This is a genomic window from Bacillus sp. FSL K6-1005 (assembly GCF_038000225.1).
In the GTDB taxonomy this organism is placed as follows: Bacteria; Bacillota; Bacilli; order Bacillales; family Bacillaceae; genus Bacillus; species Bacillus mojavensis.
In genome coordinates this window covers 3,452,877-3,473,699 of the sequence record NZ_JBBOBP010000001.1, presented here as the reverse complement: position 1 = coordinate 3,473,699, position 20,823 = coordinate 3,452,877, and the positions used below count along the sequence as shown (strand labels likewise).

The window sequence follows — 20,823 nt, the reverse complement described above, 5'->3', positions numbered from 1 at the left end:
TTCTTTTTAACGGTTAAGTTAGAAAGGGCGCACGGTGGATGCCTTGGCACTAGGAGCCGATGAAGGACGGGACGAACACCGATATGCTTCGGGGAGCTGTAAGCAAGCTTTGATCCGGAGATTTCCGAATGGGGAAACCCACCACTCGTAATGGAGTGGTATCCATATCTGAATTCATAGGATATGAGAAGGCAGACCCGGGGAACTGAAACATCTAAGTACCCGGAGGAAGAGAAAGCAAATGCGATTCCCTGAGTAGCGGCGAGCGAAACGGGATTAGCCCAAACCAAGAGGCTTGCCTCTTGGGGTTGTAGGACACTCTATACGGAGTTACAAAGGAACGAGGTAGATGAAGAGGTCTGGAAAGGCCCGCCATAGAAGGTAACAGCCCTGTAGTCAAAACTTCGTTCTCTCCAGAGTGGATCCTGAGTACGGCGGAACACGTGAAATTCCGTCGGAATCCGGGAGGACCATCTCCCAAGGCTAAATACTCCCTAGTGACCGATAGTGAACCAGTACCGTGAGGGAAAGGTGAAAAGCACCCCGGAAGGGGAGTGAAAGAGATCCTGAAACCGTGTGCCTACAAGTAGTCAGAGCCCGTTAACGGGTGATGGCGTGCCTTTTGTAGAATGAACCGGCGAGTTACGATCCCGTGCAAGGTTAAGCAGAAGATGCGGAGCCGCAGCGAAAGCGAGTCTGAATAGGGCGCATGAGTACGTGGTCGTAGACCCGAAACCAGGTGATCTACCCATGTCCAGGGTGAAGTTCAGGTAACACTGAATGGAGGCCCGAACCCACGCACGTTGAAAAGTGCGGGGATGAGGTGTGGGTAGGGGTGAAATGCCAATCGAACCTGGAGATAGCTGGTTCTCTCCGAAATAGCTTTAGGGCTAGCCTCAAGGTAAGAGTCTTGGAGGTAGAGCACTGATTGGACTAGGGGCCCCTACCGGGTTACCGAATTCAGTCAAACTCCGAATGCCAATGACTTATCCTTGGGAGTCAGACTGCGAGTGATAAGATCCGTAGTCGAAAGGGAAACAGCCCAGACCGCCAGCTAAGGTCCCAAAGTATACGTTAAGTGGAAAAGGATGTGGAGTTGCTTAGACAACCAGGATGTTGGCTTAGAAGCAGCCACCATTTAAAGAGTGCGTAATAGCTCACTGGTCGAGTGACTCTGCGCCGAAAATGTACCGGGGCTAAACGTATCACCGAAGCTGCGGACTGTTCTTCGAACAGTGGTAGGAGAGCGTTCTAAGGGCTGTGAAGCCAGACCGGAAGGACTGGTGGAGCGCTTAGAAGTGAGAATGCCGGTATGAGTAGCGAAAGAGGGGTGAGAATCCCCTCCACCGAATGCCTAAGGTTTCCTGAGGAAGGCTCGTCCGCTCAGGGTTAGTCGGGACCTAAGCCGAGGCCGAAAGGCGTAGGCGATGGACAACAGGTTGATATTCCTGTACCACCTCCTCACCATTTGAGCAATGGGGGGACGCAGGAGGATAGGGTAAGCGCGGTATTGGATATCCGCGTCCAAGCAGTTAGGCTGGGAAATAGGCAAATCCGTTTCCCATAAGGCTGAGCTGTGATGGCGAGCGAAATTTAGTAGCGAAGTTCCTGATTCCACACTGCCAAGAAAAGCCTCTAGCGAGGTGAGAGGTGCCCGTACCGCAAACCGACACAGGTAGGCGAGGAGAGAATCCTAAGGTGATCGAGAGAACTCTCGTTAAGGAACTCGGCAAAATGACCCCGTAACTTCGGGAGAAGGGGTGCTCTGTTAGGGTGCAAGCCCGAGAGAGCCGCAGTGAATAGGCCCAGGCGACTGTTTAGCAAAAACACAGGTCTCTGCGAAGCCGTAAGGCGAAGTATAGGGGCTGACGCCTGCCCGGTGCTGGAAGGTTAAGAGGAGCGCTTAGCGTAAGCGAAGGTGCGAATTGAAGCCCCAGTAAACGGCGGCCGTAACTATAACGGTCCTAAGGTAGCGAAATTCCTTGTCGGGTAAGTTCCGACCCGCACGAAAGGCGCAACGATCTGGGCACTGTCTCAACGAGAGACTCGGTGAAATTATAGTACCTGTGAAGATGCAGGTTACCCGCGACAGGACGGAAAGACCCCGTGGAGCTTTACTGCAGCCTGATATTGAATGTTGGTACAGCTTGTACAGGATAGGTAGGAGCCTTGGAAACCGGAGCGCCAGCTTCGGTGGAGGCATCGGTGGGATACTACCCTGGCTGTATTGACCTTCTAACCCGCCGCCCTTATCGGGCGGGGAGACAGTGTCAGGTGGGCAGTTTGACTGGGGCGGTCGCCTCCTAAAAGGTAACGGAGGCGCCCAAAGGTTCCCTCAGAATGGTTGGAAATCATTCGCAGAGTGTAAAGGCACAAGGGAGCTTGACTGCGAGACCTACAAGTCGAGCAGGGACGAAAGTCGGGCTTAGTGATCCGGTGGTTCCGCATGGAAGGGCCATCGCTCAACGGATAAAAGCTACCCCGGGGATAACAGGCTTATCTCCCCCAAGAGTCCACATCGACGGGGAGGTTTGGCACCTCGATGTCGGCTCATCGCATCCTGGGGCTGTAGTCGGTCCCAAGGGTTGGGCTGTTCGCCCATTAAAGCGGTACGCGAGCTGGGTTCAGAACGTCGTGAGACAGTTCGGTCCCTATCCGTCGCGGGCGCAGGAAATTTGAGAGGAGCTGTCCTTAGTACGAGAGGACCGGGATGGACGCACCGCTGGTGTACCAGTTGTTCTGCCAAGGGCATCGCTGGGTAGCTATGTGCGGACGGGATAAGTGCTGAAAGCATCTAAGCATGAAGCCCCCCTCAAGATGAGATTTCCCATTCCGCAAGGAAGTAAGATCCCTGAAAGATGATCAGGTTGATAGGTCTGAGGTGGAAGTGTGGCGACACATGGAGCTGACAGATACTAATCGATCGAGGACTTAACCTAATTTCTAATGATGTCACACCTGTTATCTAGTTTTGAGAGAACACTCTCAATTGTTTGGTGGCGATAGCGAAGAGGTCACACCCGTTCCCATGCCGAACACGGAAGTTAAGCTCTTCAGCGCCGATGGTAGTCGGGGGTTTCCCCCTGTGAGAGTAGGACGCCGCCAAGCAAGGGTAAAACCCAGCTCTTTGAGCTGGGTTTTTTGTTTGTCCATGTACAAGTGAAATCGAAACTATACAAACACCGACAGCTTATATAGCCCATATACTGATCTCAAGATTCCAAAAGATCTAAATAATGTATACAATATCAGGTTTCAGGAAAGGCTAATTGTACGGAGGTGGGGACGATGGACGAAACGGTTAAACACCATCAAACATGTATAATATGCGAACAAGAGAAAAGCAGAGGGATTCATCTTTATACAAAATTCATATGCTTAGATTGTGAGAGAAAAGTAATTTCTACAGCAACTTCCGATCCTGACTATGCCTTTTATGTCAAGAAACTAAAGAGCATTCATACACCGCCATTATACTCTTAGACCTGAGAAGGTCTTTTTTTGTACCATTTTTCACTTTATATAAAGGCAATGGATACGATAAAAGAACATGAAACTTGTTTAGGGACTGAACGTAGTAGATAATAATGTTAAATATGAAATACTCACAGGAGTCGATGATGTTGATGCATAGAATTCTTCAATTTTTGATATGGAGTTTCACAAGCAGTGCGACTTTTGTTTTCATAGGGTTTTTGAGTTTTTTTGGTTTTAACCAAACACTTTTTTTATCTTTTGTATATGGCGTCTCATCAGCAGCTCTCGTATACACAGCGGGTTTGTGGAATTCTAGGCGGTTATTTCTTAAAAGACATGAACTGACGGGAAGAGAATATGCGTACATTAAGAAAAATCTTGAGGAAGCAAGACAAAAGATAATCCGTCTAAGAAAAGCCTTATTTCAAGCGAAAAATATCCAGATGTTTAAGCAAAATGCAGAAATGCTTAGACTTGTGAGAAGGATCTATATGTTAACCAAAAAAGAGCCAAAACGGTTTTATCGGGCTGAGCGTTTCTTTTATCAGACTCTAGATTCTGTTGTGGAACTGACGGAGAAATATGCTTTTCTTTCTTCTCATCCGAAAAAAAACAAAGAACTGTCGATGTCTTTGAGTGAAGCACGTATCACACTTGCTGAATTGACGAAGCGTTTAGAAGAAGATTTAACTCAATTAATGGGCGACGAAATTGGTGAACTGCAATTTGAATTAGATGCAGCAAAGCATTCTTTGAAAAAATAGTGGAAGGGAGCAAGGACGGTGAATAAAGATCGAAGTGACCTTCAAATAGACGGAGTGTTGGCAGACCCTTTTGGAGATATCAAAATACCAAAGGGGGAGGCTGTTGAATCAGAGAAGCAGCCAGTGCGTCTTGTCGATGTTCTGCCTGAAGAAAACAAAGAAAAAGCATACCAGTTGTCTAAACAGATCGATCATAACAATATGAACAGTATTGTCTTGTACGGCTCACAAGCCCAGTCTAAGCTGCTGAATTTTTCTCATACGATGATTGATCATGTTCAAAAGAAGGACGTCGGCGAAATCGGTGAAATCCTTGGTGAACTGATGAAAAAGCTTGAACAAGTAAACCCAGATGAACTGCAGACTAAGAAAAAAGGTTTCTTGGCACGCATGTTTGGGAAAGTGTCTCATTCTCTTCAGGAGGTTCTGTCAAAGTATCAAAAGACCAGCGTGCAGATAGACAGAATCAGTTTAAAACTTGAACATTCAAAACATGCATTACTCAGTGATAATAAGCTGTTAGAGCAGTTATATGATAAAAATAAAGAATATTTTTCTGCACTGAATGTTTATATTGCTGCTGGTGAATTGAAGCTGGATGAATTAAGAACGAAAACAATTCCTGAACTGAAACGACAGGCCGAATCAAGCGATCATAATCAAATGGCCGTTCAAGAAGTAAACGATTTGATCCAGTTTGCTGACCGATTGGATAAAAGGGTGCACGACTTGCTATTGAGCAGGCAAATTACTATACAAAGCGCTCCGCAAATCAGGTTAATTCAAAATACGAATCAGGCATTAGCTGAAAAAATTCAGTCATCCATAGTAACTGCAATCCCCCTTTGGAAAAACCAAGTAGCGATTGCATTGACACTTTTACGGCAGCGAAACGCTGTGGATGCACAGCAAAAAGTATCCGATACAACCAATGAACTTTTGCTAAAAAACGCGGAGCTTTTAAAAACCAATACGATTGAAACAGTGAAAGCAAATGAACGAGGGCTTGTTGATATTGATACCTTAAAGAAGGTACAGGAAAGCTTAATCAGTACGCTTGAAGAAACGCTGACGATTCAAGAAGAAGGGCGGATCAAACGCCGACAGGCTGAAGAAGAGCTCATGATGATGGAAGGCGATTTGAAGCAAAAGCTACTTGCGATAAAGGAAAGGTAGTTTACCAGTAAGACTTAGCTTTAAGTTCTGTCATAGGAACGATATAATAAAGAGTAAGAATACACATTCAAAAGGATTGTTTTAATGAACACACCTTTATATCATGCACTGATTCAACATGCGAGAAGGAATTCTCATTCATTTCACGTTCCGGGACATCACAATGGAGATGTCTTTTTTGATGAGGCTAAGACCATATACAACCCGCTTCTTACAATTGATCTGACTGAGCTATCGGGGCTTGATGATTTGCATCATCCTTCAGGAGTAATTAAGGAAGCCCAAGATCTTGTCCGCCAATTGTATGGAGCGGCAGAAAGTTTTTTTCTTGTAAACGGCACGACTGTCGGCAACTTAGCGATGATTTTATCAGTTTGTGATCCTGGAGATACGATCCTGATCCAAAGAAACTGCCATAAGTCTGTCTTTCATGCTGTTGATTTGGCTGGAGCTGAGCCGGTTTATCTTGCACCTGACATTGATGAATTCATGCATGTGCCTACTCATGTTCCGCTTGATACGATAAAAGAAGCTCTAAAGGCATATCCAGATGCGAAGGGACTGGTGCTGACCAATCCGACTTATTATGGACATAGCGCGGATTTGACTGAAATCATTTCAGAGGCCCATCAATACGGGATTCCTGTGCTGGTGGATGAAGCGCATGGCGCGCACTTTGTTTTAGGGGAGCCTTTTCCGGCTTCAGCGTTGCAAATGGGAGCAGATATTGTTGTCCAGTCGGCGCACAAAACGCTGCCTGCCATGACGATGGGGTCTTATTTGCACCTCAATAGCAACAGGATTGAACGAAACAGGGTAGCGGATTACTTGAATCGTTTACAAAGCAGCAGCCCGTCTTATCCGATAATGGCTTCATTGGATCTTGCCCGCGCTTATGTGCAGCATATGATAGAGGAACATAAGCTTTCTGACGTTCTGCAGCATATTCAATCGATTAAACAAACGTTTGATTCACTTGCATATGCTGAAACGGTTGAACCGGCCAATCAACGGCTTTCCACTGATCCGCTGAAGCTCACCATTCGTTCCAAATGCGGCCATTCAGGTTTTACACTGCAAAAAATATTAGAGCGTGTCAACATATTCACAGAGCTTGCCGATGAAAATCAGGTTTTGCTTGTTCTCCCTTTGGGAGGAAAACGGAGAATCGATGCGGAAACAATTAAGAACATTGATCATGAGATTGAAAAGACTCCATCTGATCAGATAAATGTTTCAGCAGAATGGATAGCACAGCCTATTACTGTTTTGCCTTATCAAAAAAAGGTTTTAAACACGTTACAGAAAGAATACGTGAATTTTAATGAAGCGGCAGGGCGGCTTAATGCAGAGGATGTTATACCTTATCCGCCGGGAATTCCGATGATTATGGCAGGCGAAAGAATCACAAGAGAAAGCGTGCAAAAGCTCAGCCGCTTGATCAGCATGAAAACGCATGTTCAAGGGAATATGAAAATCAATGAGAAGCAATTACTTGTTTATATAGAAGAGGAGAAATCATGAGCGGTTTATTTATTACATTTGAAGGTCCTGAAGGCGCGGGAAAAACAACAGTATTACAGGAAATGAAAAAGATACTGACAGCAGAGGGCCTTCAGGTTACAGCAACACGGGAACCAGGCGGCATAGATATCGCAGAACAAATTCGAGAAGTTATTCTAAACGAGAACAACACGTTAATGGATCCGAAAACAGAAGCTCTCTTATATGCAGCTGCAAGACGTCAGCATTTAGTTGAAAAAGTAAAACCTGCTTTAGAGCAGGGGAATATTGTACTTTGTGACAGATTCATTGACAGTTCACTTGCATACCAAGGATATGCAAGAGGCCTTGGGATTGATGAGGTTCTATCGATTAACCAATTCGCCATTGGGGATATGATGCCTCATGTCACAATATATTTTTCAATTGATCCGGAAGAGGGCCTGAAGCGTATTGATGCGAACGGCTCTCGGGAGAAAAACCGGCTCGATCTGGAAAAGTTGAGCTTTCATACAAAAGTTCAGGAAGGTTATCGGGAGCTGATGAAACGTTTTCCAGAAAGATTCCATTCAGTTGATGCCGCTCAATCGAAAGACCTCGTTGTTCAGGACGTTCAAAAGGTTATCAATGAAGCGTTGAAAAAAATTCAATTGTGACCTGTTTCTCATTAGTTGATATAATAATGTAAACGAGATCATTGTTGTTTCCAATCTAAAGGAGGCCTTTACAGATGAAATTAATAGTGGCAGTTGTACAAGATCAGGACAGCAACAGACTTTTGAAAACTTTAACAGATCACAACTTTAGAGTCACAAAGCTTGCGACGACAGGAGGATTTCTTAAATCAGGCAATACAACGTTTATGATTGGTGTCGAGGATATACGCGTCGATAAAGCATTGAGTCTCATTAAAGAAAACGGACAGAAACGTGATCAGATGATTGCTCCTGTATCTCCAATGGGCGGAAATGCTGATTCATATGTCCCTTATCCAGTCGAAGTTGAAGTTGGCGGAGCGACAGTATTTGTCCTTCCAGTCGATGAATTTCATCAATTTTAAGGATTTGAAACTGTGAAAATCAATAAAGATATACGCACATTTATAGATAATAAGCAGCTTCCTTCTATGAAAACAGCTGAGATTTCAGCATCTTTTAAAACATCAATGGAGAACCAAAGCAGCAAATTAAAGTTTGATCAGCTGACCAGGCTGTTAACAGACATAGAAGCATTTGGGAAAAGACTGACGAAATCACGGAATTTTAAAGACTTGGCAAGATTTAAAGGGCTTGTGAAACGTTTTGTCAAAGAAGCTGTTGACAGCGGTCTTTCACATGAAACGTCGAAAAGCTTTGACCTTTACGGAAACAGCAGAACACTGGGACTTGTGAAAGAAATAGACGAGAAATTGATAAAGCTTACAGAAGAGATGATGGATCTGGAAAAACCGGCAATTGATTTGCTGGAGCGTATTGGCGAAATAAAAGGTTTATTAATTAACCTTTACACATAGAGAGTGATACAATGGCAATATCCTGGAAGGAAATGACCGAGCTTCAGCCCAGAGTAATGAAGCTTTTATATAATAGTATTGAGAAGGACAGATTATCACACGCTTATTTATTTGAGGGCAAAAAAGGAACAGGCAAGCTGGAGGCCGCAATGCTTCTTGCGAAAAGCTTTTTTTGTCTGGAAGCCGGAGCAGAGCCTTGTGAGAACTGCAGAAATTGTAAGCGGATTGAGTCGGGGAACCACCCTGATCTCCATCTGGTCCAGCCTGATGGGTTATCGATTAAAAAGGCGCAAATTCAAGCGCTGCAAGAAGAGTTTTCAAAAACAGGGCTTGAATCGCATAAAAAGCTGTATATCATATCACATGCAGATCAAATGACGGCTAATGCGGCAAACAGCCTGCTGAAGTTTTTAGAGGAACCGAACAGAGACACAATGGCCATCCTTATCACTGAGCAGCCTCAAAGGTTATTGGATACCATCATTTCAAGATGCCAAACCCTTCCTTTTCAGCCTTTGCAGCCCAAAGCAATTGAAGACCGACTGATAGAACAGGACGTCTCGCCTTATATGGCGAGGCTTCTGGCGAACATGACCAACAATGTAGCAGAAGCAGTCGAATTAAGTCGAAATGATGAGTTTGCAGAGTCTAGAGCGAAAGTGATAAAATTGTATGAAGTCTTACACCAGCGGAAAGGACATGCCTTTTTCTTTATTCAAGATCAATGGATGCCCTTTTTCAAAGAAAAAACCCATCAAGAAATGGGTCTTGATATGCTCTTATTGATATATCGCGATGTGTTGTCCATCCAAATAGGAAATGAAGATAAATTGATTTATCAAGACTTATTCCAATCAATAAAACAGCATGCGCTACAATCAACACAACAAAGCGTTACGAACCAGATACTTGCTGTTTTAGAAGCAAAGAAACGGCTTCATTCCAATGTGAATGTGCAGGGATTAATGGAGCACTTGGTGTTAATGTTGCAGGAGGGATAAGCTTGTACAATGTAATTGGCGTCCGCTTTAAGAAAGCGGGTAAAATATATTATTTCGATCCGAATGGATTTCATATAGAACAAGACAGCTGCGTCATTGTAGAAACTGTCAGAGGCGTTGAGTACGGCCAGGTTGTTGTCGCGAATAAACAGGTGGATGAGCATGATGTTGTGCTTCCGCTCCGTAAAGTGATACGCGTGGCTGACGAGCGCGATCTTCTCATTGTAGAAGAAAATAAACAAGAAGCTTTATCAGCATTTGAAATATGCCAAAAGAAAGTAATAGATCACGGCTTGGATATGAAGCTGGTCGATGTGGAGTTTACGTTCGACCGCAATAAAGTGATTTTTTACTTCACTGCTGACGGCCGAGTAGACTTTAGAGAACTTGTAAAGGATTTAGCCTCCATCTTCAAAACAAGGATTGAGCTTCGCCAAATTGGAGTGAGAGATGAGGCAAAAATGCTCGGAGGAATCGGCCCTTGCGGCAGAATGCTTTGCTGTTCAACATTCCTCGGGGATTTTGAACCTGTGTCTATTAAGATGGCGAAGGATCAGAACTTATCTTTAAATCCAACAAAGATTTCTGGTCTTTGCGGACGTCTGATGTGCTGTCTGAAATACGAAAACGATGAGTATGAGACTGCAAAGGAACAGCTTCCGGATATAGGGGAAATGATTACGACAGCAAACGGGCCTGCGAAAGTCGTCGGGCTGAATATTCTGGAACGGGTGCTTCAGGTGGAACTGATGAACCGTGAAAAAGTGATAGAATATACTTGGGAAGAGCTCTTGGAAGAGGGCGTCGTATCCGCACAAACCACAGATTAACGAGGTGTGGAACCTTGGATAAAAAAGAGTTATTTGATACCGTCATTAACTTAGAAGAACAAATCGGCTCGCTTTACCGGCAGCTGGGGGACTTAAAGCAGCATATCGGTGAGATGATTGAAGAAAATCATCATCTACAGCTTGAAAATAAGCATTTGCGTAAACGGCTGGACGATACGACGCAACAGATTGAAAAGTTTAAAGCTGATAAAAAAGAATCAAAAACACAGAAGACAGAGCAAGCTGATATAGGGGAAGGATATGATAATCTGGCACGTCTGTATCAGGAAGGGTTCCATATCTGTAACGTCCACTATGGAAGCGTCAGAAAAGAAGATTGTCTCTTCTGTCTGTCATTCTTAAATAAAAAATAAGGAAAAAGGCTTCCGCATCAGACGGAAGCCTTTTTCAAAGGTGCTGGAAAGGATAAGAAAATGGTTTCATTACATGACGATGAAAGATTAGACTATTTGCTGGCAGAGGACATGAAGATCATACAAAGTCCAACGGTGTTTGCTTTTTCGTTGGACGCTGTGCTTCTCTCCAAATTTGCTTATGTTCCGATTCAAAAAGGAAAAATTGTTGATTTGTGCACTGGCAACGGCATTGTGCCGCTGCTGCTGAGTACAAGGTCAAAAGCAGATATCCTTGGAGTTGAAATTCAGGAAAGACTCCATGATATGGCTGTCCGCAGTGTGGCGTATAATGAGCTGCAGGATCAAATTCAAATCATACATGATGATCTGAAAAACATGCCTGAAAAGCTGGGGCATAATAGATATGATGTTGTTACCTGCAACCCGCCTTATTTTAAAACACCGAAACAGGCCGAACAAAATTTGAATGAGCACCTCCGTATCGCAAGACATGAAATTCACTGTACATTGGAAGATGTCATTTCTGTCAGCAGTAAATTGCTAAAGCAAGGCGGAAAGGCAGCGCTCGTTCACCGGCCGGGCCGGCTTCTCGAAATTTTTGAATTGATGAAGGCTTATCAAATTGAGCCGAAGCGTGTTCAGTTTGTCTATCCGAAACAAGGGAAGGAAGCCAATACTATTTTGGTTGAAGGCATAAAAGGCGGGCGGCCAGATTTGAAAATACTTCCTCCGCTGTTCGTGTATAACGAACAAAACGAATACACAAAAGAAATCAGGACCATTTTATATGGAGACAAATAACCATTTCTTTTATGTTGTACAGTGCAAAGATAACAGCTGGTATGCAGGGTATACCAACGATCTGCAGAAACGGCTGAAAACTCACAACGATGGAAAGGGCGCAAAGTATACAAAAGCGAGACGCCCGGTTGATTTAATTTTTGCTGAGGCATTTGCAACGAAGCGGGAAGCTATGCAGGCGGAATATTACTTTAAAAAACTGACTCGCAGAAAAAAAGAGCATTATATAGAAGAAAAACGGAACAGCAAGGAGGCTGTATATGTTAAGGCGCCAGATGAGCTTTAATGGTAAGTCGGATATGGGGATTCTTTATTTGGTTCCGACACCTATCGGAAATTTAGAGGATATGACGTTTCGAGCGATCGAAACGCTGAAATCAGTGGATGCGATTGCTGCAGAGGATACGAGGCAAACAAAAAAGCTTTGCCATGTATATGAAATTGAAACCCCGCTTGTCAGTTATCACGAACACAATAAAGAAAGCAGCGGCCACAAAATCATTGAATGGCTGAAGTCCGGGAAGAACATAGCGCTGGTCAGTGACGCTGGGCTGCCGACAATTTCTGATCCGGGAGCGGAAATCGTCAAGGACTTTACAGAATTGGGCGGTTATGTTGTTCCTCTGCCGGGGGCCAATGCCGCATTAACAGCGCTTATTGCTTCAGGAATTGTACCGCAGCCTTTCTTTTTCTACGGATTTCTCAACAGGCAGAAAAAAGAAAAGAAAAAAGAACTCGATGTCCTCAAAAAACGACAAGAAACGATTATTTTTTATGAAGCACCTCACCGATTGAAGGAAACCTTGTCTGTGATGTTAGAGATATTAGGAGATCGGGACATTGCAGTGACGCGTGAACTTACTAAGAAATATGAAGAGTTTATAAGAGGAACGATATCAGAAGTGATAGACTGGGCAAATGAGGATCAGATCCGCGGAGAGTTTTGTCTTGTGGTCGAGGGCAATAACTCTGAGGAACAAGATGAAGAAACACATTGGTGGGAGAACCTCTCTGCAAAAGAACATGTCGAGCATTACATCTCAAAGGGAGCAACCTCAAAAGAAGCCATTAAAAAAGCGGCCGTAGATCGTAACGTCCCAAAACGTGAAATGTATGATGCATACCATATACAGCAATAAAAAAAACGTTCTTGTGTCATAACAAGAACGTTTTTTGTGTAAAAAATGATTATTTAAGGTTTTGAAGCTGGTTTTGGATTTCGCTGATGATTTGCTCAGCGCCTTCTTTGCTTAGTACCAATTTGCCGCCGGCAAGTTTAAGGTTATCGTCAGAAACTTCACCAGTTACTTGGCAAGTCATGTTTGGTTTATATTTTTTAAGGATGATTTTTTCATCATCAACATAAATTTCAAGAGCATCTTTTTCTGCGATTCCAAGAGTACGACGCAATTCGATAGGAATCACTACACGTCCTAATTCATCAACTTTACGTACAATACCAGTAGATTTCATAAACATTCTCCTCCCAAGAGATAATTATTGTTTAAGTTATATTTTTCTTCGTCATTATTCGACAAAATCCTTACCTTCATAGCATAACAAGGTTTCCAATAATCGTCAATCCTTTTGTTTACTATTGATTGTAAGATTTAGTTCTTATAGTCAGTAATGGCTTTGAAACTACCGGATTAACAGCATTTTATAATTTTCTAATAAAGCTATTATCCTATGAAAAATCCTTTTAAATCAAGACTTTCGAACCAAGGTTTTTTATACCGTATGATTATATACGACAAAATTCGACATGAACAGACTTTTTTTATTTTTATTAAAGGTTTTTAATTTTAATTATTCTTTTTAGGGGCATACGTATATATCCTTGATCTTAAAGGCTAAGATGGTATCATAGATAAAGGATAAATATAAAAATAGGTAATCATATATGTTTTGCACTTTTCGCCGCTCTCGTCCTTTGGGCGGGAGCTTTTTGACATTCTGATTGGGAGGTTTCAAGATGCCGCAAGAAAACAATACATTTTACATTACAACACCGATTTATTATCCGAGCGGAAAATTACATATCGGCCATGCGTATACAACAGTCGCTGGTGACGCAATGGCTCGCTACAAACGATTAAAAGGCTTTGATGTGCGCTATTTAACGGGAACGGATGAGCATGGGCAGAAGATCCAACAAAAAGCTGAACAGGAAAACATTACGCCTCAAGAGTATGTGGATCGCGCAGCGGCAGATATTCAGAAACTGTGGAAACAGCTTGAAATCTCAAACGATGACTTTATCCGCACAACTGAAAAACGGCATAAAGTTGTCATAGAAAAGGTGTTCCAAAAACTTCTTGAAAACGGGGACATCTATCTTGATGAATACGAGGGCTGGTACAGTATTCCTGATGAAACATACTACACGGAAACTCAGCTTGTAGATATTGAACGAAATGAAAAGGGTGAGGTTATTGGCGGGAAAAGCCCTGACAGCGGCCACCCTGTCGAATTGATCAAAGAGGAATCCTATTTCTTCCGTATGGGGAAATATGCTGACCGTCTTTTGAAATTCTATGAAGAAAATCCAACCTTCATTCAGCCGGAGTCACGTAAAAACGAGATGATTAACAACTTCATCAAACCCGGCCTTGAGGATTTAGCTGTTTCACGCACCACATTTGACTGGGGTGTGAAGGTGCCGGAAAATCCAAAACATGTTGTATATGTTTGGATCGACGCACTATTCAACTATTTAACAGCACTCGGTTATGATACAGAAAATGATGAGCTTTATCAAAAATATTGGCCAGCCGATGTTCATTTAGTTGGTAAGGAAATTGTACGGTTCCATACCATTTATTGGCCGATCATGCTAATGGCTCTGGACCTTCCGTTGCCGAAGCAAGTATTTGCGCATGGCTGGCTTTTGATGAAAGATGGAAAAATGTCGAAATCCAAAGGGAATGTTGTTGATCCAGTCACGCTCATCGAACGCTACGGTTTAGACGAGCTTCGTTATTACCTGCTTCGCGAAGTGCCATTTGGATCTGACGGTGTTTTCACGCCGGAAGGTTTTGTTGAACGAATTAACTATGACTTAGCGAATGATTTAGGTAACCTTTTGAATCGTACTGTGGCCATGATCAATAAATACTTTGACGGGCAAATCGGTTCTTATAAAGGTGCCGTAACGGAATTTGACCAGACGCTTTCTTCCGTGGCTGAGGAAACAGTGAAATCCTATGAAAAAGCAATGGAAAAGATGGAATTCTCGGTCGCTCTTTCAACATTATGGCAGTTGATCAGCCGAACTAATAAATACATTGACGAAACGGCTCCATGGGTTCTTGCCAAAGATCCTGAAAAAGAAAAAGAACTGCAGTCGGTTATGTATCACCTTGCTGAATCATTGCGTATTTCAGCCGTACTGCTTCAGCCGTTCCTGACAAAAACACCGGTAAAAATGTTTGAGCAGCTGGGCATCACGGATGATGCTTTAAAAGCCTGGGACAGCATTACAGCTTTCGGTCAGCTTAAAGACACAAAAGTACAAAAAGGCGAACCTTTATTCCCGCGTTTAGAAGCAGAAGAAGAAATTGCGTACATTAAAGGGAAAATGCAGGGCTCAGCTCCAGCTAAAGAAGAGAAAATAGAAGAAGAGCCGCAAGAGGTCGACCGTTTACCTGAAATTACGATTGATCAGTTCATGAATGTAGAACTTCGTGTGGCAGAGGTTATAGAAGCAGAGCCGGTGAAAAAAGCAGATCGTTTACTGAAACTCCAGCTTGACCTTGACTTTGAGAAACGCCAAGTCGTTTCCGGTATTGCAAAACATTATAAACCTGAACAGCTTATTGGAACAAAACTCGTATGTGTAACAAATCTAAAACCGGTTAAGCTGAGAGGAGAGCTCTCTCAAGGAATGATCCTTGCAGGAGAAGCAGACGGCGTATTAAAAGTCGTATCCATCGATCAGTCCTTACCGAAGGGCACAAGAATTAAATAATGATAAACAAAAGGTGTTTCACGTGTAACAATTCGTCGAACACCTTTTGTGTTTCGACAAGAAAGGAGTTTTTCATTTATGTTATTTGACACACATGCGCATTTAAATGCAGAACAATACAATACAGATCTAGAAGAGGTTATTGAGCGGGCGAAAGCTGAAAAAGTGGACCGGATTGTAGTCGTCGGTTTTGACCGGCCGACCATTACCCGGGCGATGGAAATGATTGAGGAATATGATTTTATATATGCTGCCATCGGCTGGCACCCAGTTGACGCCATTGACATGACAGAGGAAGATTTGGCTTGGATTAAAGAGCTTTCTGCTCATGAAAAATTGGTAGCGATAGGTGAAATGGGTCTGGATTATCATTGGGATAAATCTCCTAAAGAAGTTCAAAAAGAAGTATTTAGAAAACAAATTGCCCTCGCAAAAGAGGTCAATCTCCCTATTATTATCCACAACCGTGATGCAACAGAGGATGTCGTTACCATTTTGAAAGAGGAAGGCGCAGACGAAGTCGGCGGCATCATGCATTGTTTTACGGGCAGTATTGAAGTGGCAAGAGAATGTATGAAGATGAATTTTTATTTGTCATTTGGCGGTCCTGTCACCTTCAAAAATGCGAAGAAACCAAAGGAAGTTGTAAAGGAAATTCCGAATGATAGGCTGCTGATTGAAACTGACTGTCCGTTTCTTACCCCAACTCCTTTTCGAGGGAAAAGAAATGAGCCAAGCTATGTGAAATATGTGGCAGAACAGATTGCTGAATTAAGAGGAACAACCTTTGAAGAAATTGCATCAATTACGACTGAAAATGCAAAAAGACTTTTCCGTATAAACTGACAAAAAACGCTAGCGGGTTTTGTAAGAGCTTGTCCGTTCCGGTGTTTTTCCATAAATGTTCTACATGCTTTCTTCTCCTCATAGGATAGGTTTGTCGACAAGTCTTTCTTCCGTTTCTCGGTGTGTTTCAGGATAATGAAGAAGACACTGAGCTTTTAGGGGAACGAGAAGGGAGGGTTGACAGCCTTTTAGATACTCTATATAATCTCTCCGAGGAGAAGGAGGCGTTTTTCATCACACAAAAAATGAAAAAGCTGTTTTCCGTAAAGCTTAGCAAAAGCAAAGTCATTCTGGTTGCTGCTTGTTTGCTGCTGGCGGGAGGCGGGACTGCGTACGCAGCTCATGAGCTGACGAAACAATCAGTCTCAGTTTCTATCAACGGCAAAAAGAAAAATATACGCACACATGCAAAAACAGTCGGTGATCTTTTAGAAGCACTTGATATAAAGACAAGAGATGAAGACAAGATCACACCTGCTAAACAGACACAGATAACAGCAGATATGAATGTTGTGTATGAGGCTGCAAAACCTGTGAAGCTTACTTTAAACGGGAAAGAAAAGACATTATGGTCAACAGCAAAAACGGTCGGTGCATTACTGGACGAACAAGATGTTGATGTAAAAGAATACGATCAGATTGATCCCGCAATAGATACAGAAGTTTCGAAAGACATGAAAATTAACATAGAACCTGCGTTCCAAGTCACTGTGAATGATGCAGGGAAAGAAAAGAAGATCTGGACGACTTCGACTACGGTCGCTGACTTTTTAAAACAGCAAAAGATGAACATAAAAGACGAAGATAAAATCAAGCCTGCGTTAGACGAAAAGCTAACGAAAGGAAAGGCTGATATTACAATAACTCGTATCGAAAAGGTCACCGATGTAGTTGAAGAGAAAATAGCGTTTGATGTGAAAAAACAAGAAGACGCTTCTCTTGAAAAAGGGCAAGAAAAGGTCGTCCAAAAAGGAAAAGAAGGCAAGCTCAAAAAACATTATGAAGTCGTAAAGGAAAACGGCGAAGAAGTTTCCAGAGAGCTTGTAAAAGAAGAAACAGCCGAGCAAAGCAAAGATAAAGTGGTTGCGATCGGCACAAAGCAAAGCAGTCCGAAGATTGAAAAGGTCAGTGCTTCCGGCGATTCAAAACCAGTTGTGTCTCGGAGCAATGAATCAACAGGTAAAGTCATGACAGTATCATCTACAGCTTATACGGCAAGCTGCAGCGGATGTTCAGGACATACGGCTACAGGCGTTAATCTGAAAAATAATCCTAATGCAAAAGTCATCGCAGTAGATCCAAATGTCATTCCGCTAGGCTCAAAAGTCCACGTTGAAGGATATGGATACGCCGTTGCTGCTGATACGGGCTCAGCGATTAAAGGGAATAAAATAGACGTCTTTTTCCCTGAGAAATCATCGGCTTACCGATGGGGAAATAAAACAGTCAAAATTAAAATCTTGAATTAATATATACTTATCTATACAGAGGGTTTTGCGCCCTCTGTTTTTTTCGTTATAATAGACGAAGTGTATTTTCTGCTTATTAGACGCTCGACATATGAAAAAGTTTCATCAATATACAAAAGTTTTTATTTTGTCTTGGAGGAAATAATGAAAATTAAAGAGATCATTGTGGTCGAGGGGCGTGACGATACGGCCCGCATCAAATTGGCTGTTGATGCAGACACAATTGAAACAAATGGTTCAGCCATCGGTAATCATGTGATTGAACAAATCCGTTTGGCTCAGGAAACCAGAGGCGTTATCATCTTAACGGACCCGGATTTCCCGGGAGAAAAAATACGCAAAACCATTTCCGAGGCTGTACCCGGCTGTAAGCATGCATTTTTGCCAAAGCACCTTGCGAAACCTAAAAACAAACGGGGAATTGGCGTAGAACACGCATCAATTGAAAGCATCAGGGCATGTTTAGAAAACGTGCATGAAGAAATGGAAGCGCAGCCGAGTGAAATTTCTGCTGAAGACCTAATTCACGCCGGGCTGATTGGCGGATCTGAAGCAAAACGCCGCCGTGAACGTCTTGGTGATCTGCTGAAAATCGGATATACAAATGGCAAACAGCTTCAAAAACGGCTGCAAATGTTTCAAATTAAAAAAAGTGATTTTATGAGTGCGCTCGATACCGTCATGCGGGAGGAACAGGATGAATAAAGATATTGCGACACCGATAAGAACGAAAGAGATACTAAAAAAATACGGTTTTTCTTTTAAAAAGAGTTTGGGGCAGAATTTCTTAATTGATACGAACATTTTAGACAGAATTGTCGACCACGCCGAAGTGACGGAGAAAACCGGTGTCATTGAAATCGGCCCGGGGATCGGGGCTCTGACTGAACAGCTTGCCAAGCGGGCGAAAAAGGTCGCGGCATTTGAAATTGACCAGCGTTTATTGCCGATCCTTAAAGACACGCTCTCCCCTTATGACAATGTCACTGTCATTCATCAAGACGTACTTAAGGCAGACGTGAAATCGGTCATTGAAGAGCAATTTAAAGACTGTGATGAGGTAATGGTTGTAGCCAACCTTCCTTATTATGTGACAACGCCGATTATCATGAAGCTGCTTGAAGAAAACCTCCCGCTGAAAGGGATTGTCGTTATGCTGCAAAAGGAAGTAGCTGAACGTATGGCTGCTGATCCTTCATCTAAGGAGTACGGTTCACTTTCTATTGCTGTGCAATTTTATACAGAAGCCAAAACGGTGATGATCGTTCCGAAAACGGTATTTGTTCCTCAGCCTAATGTAGATTCAGCAGTCATTCGGCTGATTCGCCGCGACGGCCCGGCAGTGGATGTAGAAAACGAAGCCTTTTTCTTTCAGTTAATTAAGGCGAGCTTTGCTCAGCGCCGCAAAACGTTGCTTAATAACTTAGTGAACAATCTGCCTGATGGTAAAGCAAAAAAACCAATGATTGAGCAAGTACTGGAAGAAACGAATATTGACGGCAAGCGCCGAGGTGAATCCTTGTCTATTGAGGAATTCGCTGCGCTGTCTAACGGATTGTGCAAAGCCCTTTTCTAAAAGGGCTTTTTGTTTTCGCACCACATGGACTGCCGCTACATAGGCTAGAGAAGGACCTTAAATTCAATGATAAGAAAAACTTGCACTCAGCGAAAAAAGGCGCTTTTCTCAAGGCTCTTTCTTTCATGATGAGGCTTAGTCTATGTGTGGAGTGAGGAACGTGCAATTTAAAATAGGGGATATGGTAGCCAGAAAATCCTATCAAATGGATGTTTTGTTTCGCATATTAGCGATAGAACAAACAAGTACAGGGAATTCAATCGCCATTTTGCATGGTGACGAAGTCAGGCTGATTGCTGATGCGGATTTTTCTGATTTGGTGGCTGTGCAAAAAGATGAGCAGCTGATGCGAAAAAAGAAAGATGAGAGCAGAATGAATGAATCACTTGAGCTGCTCCGTCAGGATTATAAGCTGCTGAGAGAGAAACAGGAGTACTATGCAACAAGCCAGTACCAGCATCAGGAGCATTATTTTCATATGCCGGGCAAGGTGCTTCATATGGACGGTGATGAGGCGTATTTGAAAAAATGCCTGAGTGTCTATAAAAAGATCGGTGTGCCGGTTTACGGCATTCATTGTCACGAAAAGAAAATGTCTGCTTCTATAGAAGAATTGCTCGACAAATATCGACCTGACATCCTGGTGATTACCGGCCATGATGCATACTCGAAGCAAAAGGGCGGCATTGATGATTTGAGCGCATACAGACATTCGAAACACTTTGTCGAAACAGTTCAGAAAGCCCGAAAAAAAATACCTCACTTAGATCAGCTAGTTATTTTTGCGGGGGCTTGCCAATCCCATTTTGAATCACTTATAAGAGCGGGAGCCAATTTCGCGAGTTCTCCTTCAAGAGTAAACATTCATGCTCTTGATCCTGTATATATCGTGGCGAAAATCAGCTTTACGCCTTTTATGGAAAGAGTCAACGTATGGGAAGTGCTCCGGAATACACTGACAAGAGAGAAAGGACTTGGAGGCATTGAAACAAGAGGAGTATTGAGGGTCGGAATGCCTTATAAGTCCAATTAGCCCCGGATAGATGATTTATTCGGGGTTTTTATTTTACATAATGATACATAATTTACCGAAACTTGCGGAAAATATTTAAGGAATCATAGAATTTTGTCAAAATAATTTTGTTGACAACGTCTTATTAACGTTGATATAATTTAAATTTTATTTGACAAAAATAGGCTCGTGTTGTACAATAAATGTAGTGAGGTGGATGCAATGGCGAAGACGTTGTCCGATATTAAAAGGTCGCTTGACGGGAATTTAGGTAGAAGGCTGACGTTAAAAGCAAACGGTGGCCGCCGAAAAACGATTGAGCGTTCGGGCATTTTAGCTGAGACGTACCCTGCTGTTTTTGTGATACAACTAGATCAAGACGAGAACTCGTTTGAAAGAGTTTCATACAGTTATGCTGATATTTTGACTGAGACTGTTGAACTGACATTTAATGATGACGCAGCAAGCTCAGTAGCATTTTAACGGGCAGTGAACTTTTTGTTTACTG

Annotated in this window: 21 protein-coding genes and 2 rRNA genes; 22 read left to right on the top strand and 1 reads right to left on the bottom strand. The window is 42.9% G+C overall.

Going from position 1 to position 20,823, the window contains the following annotated elements; all coding sequences use genetic code 11:
* The first annotated feature begins 11 nt into the window (after positions 1–11).
* From NST16_RS17960 to rsmI, 15 genes are all read left to right on the top strand, one after another.
* Positions 12–2,939, top strand: a 23S ribosomal RNA gene (locus NST16_RS17960).
* 53 nt (positions 2,940–2,992) lie between these two features.
* Positions 2,993–3,108 (top strand): 5S ribosomal RNA (rrf, locus tag NST16_RS17955).
* Positions 3,109–3,288: 180 nt separating this feature from the next.
* Complete coding sequence (locus NST16_RS17950; RefSeq protein WP_024123601.1) at positions 3,289–3,483, top strand: sigma factor G inhibitor Gin; 195 nt, start codon at positions 3,289–3,291, stop codon at positions 3,481–3,483.
* A gap of 143 nt (positions 3,484–3,626) precedes the next feature.
* Positions 3,627–4,241, top strand: coding sequence for a 5-bromo-4-chloroindolyl phosphate hydrolysis family protein (locus tag NST16_RS17945; RefSeq protein WP_339192616.1), 615 nt, complete (start codon positions 3,627–3,629; stop codon positions 4,239–4,241).
* Positions 4,242–4,259: 18 nt separating this feature from the next.
* Positions 4,260–5,417: a toxic anion resistance protein gene (locus NST16_RS17940; protein WP_340887807.1), complete on the top strand. Its 1,158-nt coding sequence runs from the start codon at positions 4,260–4,262 to the stop codon at positions 5,415–5,417.
* An 84-nt stretch (positions 5,418–5,501) separates the two neighbouring features.
* Positions 5,502–6,941 carry an aminotransferase class I/II-fold pyridoxal phosphate-dependent enzyme gene (locus NST16_RS17935; protein ID WP_340887805.1) on the top strand — a complete coding sequence of 480 codons (1,440 nt, stop codon included), beginning with the start codon at positions 5,502–5,504 and terminating at the stop codon, positions 6,939–6,941.
* Complete coding sequence (tmk, locus tag NST16_RS17930) at positions 6,938–7,576, top strand: dTMP kinase (RefSeq protein WP_010332683.1); 639 nt, start codon at positions 6,938–6,940, stop codon at positions 7,574–7,576. The genes NST16_RS17935 and tmk overlap by 4 nt, the downstream gene beginning before the upstream one ends.
* 74 nt (positions 7,577–7,650) lie before the next feature.
* Complete coding sequence (gene darA, locus NST16_RS17925; protein WP_003218295.1) at positions 7,651–7,980, top strand: cyclic di-AMP receptor DarA; 330 nt, start codon at positions 7,651–7,653, stop codon at positions 7,978–7,980.
* 12 nt (positions 7,981–7,992) lie between these two features.
* On the top strand, positions 7,993–8,433 hold the full coding sequence (locus NST16_RS17920) for a YaaR family protein (protein ID WP_010332684.1): 441 nt from the start codon (positions 7,993–7,995) through the stop codon (positions 8,431–8,433).
* Between the two features lie 11 nt (positions 8,434–8,444).
* On the top strand, positions 8,445–9,434 hold the full coding sequence (gene holB / locus NST16_RS17915) for a DNA polymerase III subunit delta' (RefSeq protein ID WP_010332685.1): 990 nt from the start codon (positions 8,445–8,447) through the stop codon (positions 9,432–9,434).
* A 2-nt stretch (positions 9,435–9,436) separates the two neighbouring features.
* A complete protein-coding gene (gene ricT, locus NST16_RS17910; RefSeq protein ID WP_010332686.1) occupies positions 9,437–10,264 on the top strand; it encodes a competence/sporulation regulator complex protein RicT in 828 nt (275 codons plus the stop codon).
* 14 nt (positions 10,265–10,278) lie between these two features.
* On the top strand, positions 10,279–10,638 hold the full coding sequence (gene yabA, locus NST16_RS17905; protein ID WP_010332687.1) for a replication initiation-control protein YabA: 360 nt from the start codon (positions 10,279–10,281) through the stop codon (positions 10,636–10,638).
* A 60-nt stretch (positions 10,639–10,698) separates the two neighbouring features.
* Positions 10,699–11,442 carry a tRNA1(Val) (adenine(37)-N6)-methyltransferase gene (locus NST16_RS17900; RefSeq protein ID WP_024123608.1) on the top strand — a complete coding sequence of 248 codons (744 nt, stop codon included), beginning with the start codon at positions 10,699–10,701 and terminating at the stop codon, positions 11,440–11,442.
* Positions 11,429–11,728, top strand: a complete 300-nt coding sequence (locus NST16_RS17895; protein WP_229150213.1) for a GIY-YIG nuclease family protein — start codon at positions 11,429–11,431, stop codon at positions 11,726–11,728. The genes NST16_RS17900 and NST16_RS17895 overlap by 14 nt, the downstream gene beginning before the upstream one ends.
* Complete coding sequence (rsmI, locus tag NST16_RS17890; RefSeq protein WP_326227629.1) at positions 11,703–12,581, top strand: 16S rRNA (cytidine(1402)-2'-O)-methyltransferase; 879 nt, start codon at positions 11,703–11,705, stop codon at positions 12,579–12,581. The genes NST16_RS17895 and rsmI overlap by 26 nt, the downstream gene beginning before the upstream one ends.
* A gap of 49 nt (positions 12,582–12,630) precedes the next feature.
* Here rsmI and abrB read toward each other — a convergent pair whose 3' ends face one another.
* Positions 12,631–12,921, bottom strand: a complete 291-nt coding sequence (gene abrB / locus NST16_RS17885; protein WP_003226760.1) for a transition state genes transcriptional regulator AbrB — start codon at positions 12,919–12,921, stop codon at positions 12,631–12,633.
* 496 nt (positions 12,922–13,417) lie between these two features.
* Between abrB and metG the strand changes: the two genes are divergently transcribed.
* The 7 genes from metG to veg all read left to right on the top strand — a co-directional run bounded on the left by metG (position 13,418) and on the right by veg (position 20,798).
* Complete coding sequence (gene metG, locus NST16_RS17880) at positions 13,418–15,412, top strand: methionine--tRNA ligase (RefSeq protein ID WP_340887794.1); 1,995 nt, start codon at positions 13,418–13,420, stop codon at positions 15,410–15,412.
* Positions 15,413–15,490: 78 nt separating this feature from the next.
* Positions 15,491–16,258, top strand: a complete 768-nt coding sequence (locus NST16_RS17875) for a TatD family hydrolase (protein WP_340887793.1) — start codon at positions 15,491–15,493, stop codon at positions 16,256–16,258.
* A gap of 245 nt (positions 16,259–16,503) precedes the next feature.
* Positions 16,504–17,727: a ubiquitin-like domain-containing protein gene (locus NST16_RS17870; protein WP_340887792.1), complete on the top strand. Its 1,224-nt coding sequence runs from the start codon at positions 16,504–16,506 to the stop codon at positions 17,725–17,727.
* 144 nt (positions 17,728–17,871) lie between these two features.
* Positions 17,872–18,432: a ribonuclease M5 gene (gene rnmV, locus NST16_RS17865; RefSeq protein WP_340887791.1), complete on the top strand. Its 561-nt coding sequence runs from the start codon at positions 17,872–17,874 to the stop codon at positions 18,430–18,432.
* Complete coding sequence (rsmA, locus tag NST16_RS17860; protein WP_340887789.1) at positions 18,425–19,303, top strand: 16S rRNA (adenine(1518)-N(6)/adenine(1519)-N(6))-dimethyltransferase RsmA; 879 nt, start codon at positions 18,425–18,427, stop codon at positions 19,301–19,303. The genes rnmV and rsmA overlap by 8 nt, the downstream gene beginning before the upstream one ends.
* Positions 19,304–19,463: 160 nt before the next feature.
* Complete coding sequence (gene prtG, locus NST16_RS17855) at positions 19,464–20,336, top strand: sporulation-specific protease PrtG (protein ID WP_010332695.1); 873 nt, start codon at positions 19,464–19,466, stop codon at positions 20,334–20,336.
* Between the two features lie 201 nt (positions 20,337–20,537).
* Complete coding sequence (gene veg, locus NST16_RS17850; protein WP_010332696.1) at positions 20,538–20,798, top strand: biofilm formation stimulator Veg; 261 nt, start codon at positions 20,538–20,540, stop codon at positions 20,796–20,798.
* The last annotated feature ends 25 nt before the right edge of the window (positions 20,799–20,823 follow it).

What these genes read in the sequence shown, in the direction of transcription:
- NST16_RS17950 (WP_024123601.1), top strand. Translation starts at nt 3,289, where the DNA reads ATGGACGAAACGGTTAAACACCATCAAACATGTATAATATGCGAACAA.
- NST16_RS17945 (WP_339192616.1), top strand. Translation starts at nt 3,627, where the DNA reads ATGCATAGAATTCTTCAATTTTTGATATGGAGTTTCACAAGCAGTGCG.
- NST16_RS17935 (WP_340887805.1), top strand. Translation starts at nt 5,502, where the DNA reads ATGAACACACCTTTATATCATGCACTGATTCAACATGCGAGAAGGAAT.
- tmk (WP_010332683.1), top strand. Translation starts at nt 6,938, where the DNA reads ATGAGCGGTTTATTTATTACATTTGAAGGTCCTGAAGGCGCGGGAAAA.
- darA (WP_003218295.1), top strand. Translation starts at nt 7,651, where the DNA reads ATGAAATTAATAGTGGCAGTTGTACAAGATCAGGACAGCAACAGACTT.
- holB (WP_010332685.1), top strand. Translation starts at nt 8,445, where the DNA reads ATGGCAATATCCTGGAAGGAAATGACCGAGCTTCAGCCCAGAGTAATG.
- NST16_RS17900 (WP_024123608.1), top strand. Translation starts at nt 10,699, where the DNA reads ATGGTTTCATTACATGACGATGAAAGATTAGACTATTTGCTGGCAGAG.
- NST16_RS17895 (WP_229150213.1), top strand. Translation starts at nt 11,429, where the DNA reads ATGGAGACAAATAACCATTTCTTTTATGTTGTACAGTGCAAAGATAAC.
- rsmI (WP_326227629.1), top strand. Translation starts at nt 11,703, where the DNA reads ATGTTAAGGCGCCAGATGAGCTTTAATGGTAAGTCGGATATGGGGATT.
- abrB (WP_003226760.1), bottom strand. Translation starts at nt 12,921, where the DNA reads ATGTTTATGAAATCTACTGGTATTGTACGTAAAGTTGATGAATTAGGA.
- metG (WP_340887794.1), top strand. Translation starts at nt 13,418, where the DNA reads ATGCCGCAAGAAAACAATACATTTTACATTACAACACCGATTTATTAT.
- NST16_RS17875 (WP_340887793.1), top strand. Translation starts at nt 15,491, where the DNA reads ATGTTATTTGACACACATGCGCATTTAAATGCAGAACAATACAATACA.
- NST16_RS17870 (WP_340887792.1), top strand. Translation starts at nt 16,504, where the DNA reads ATGAAAAAGCTGTTTTCCGTAAAGCTTAGCAAAAGCAAAGTCATTCTG.
- rnmV (WP_340887791.1), top strand. Translation starts at nt 17,872, where the DNA reads ATGAAAATTAAAGAGATCATTGTGGTCGAGGGGCGTGACGATACGGCC.
- rsmA (WP_340887789.1), top strand. Translation starts at nt 18,425, where the DNA reads ATGAATAAAGATATTGCGACACCGATAAGAACGAAAGAGATACTAAAA.
- veg (WP_010332696.1), top strand. Translation starts at nt 20,538, where the DNA reads ATGGCGAAGACGTTGTCCGATATTAAAAGGTCGCTTGACGGGAATTTA.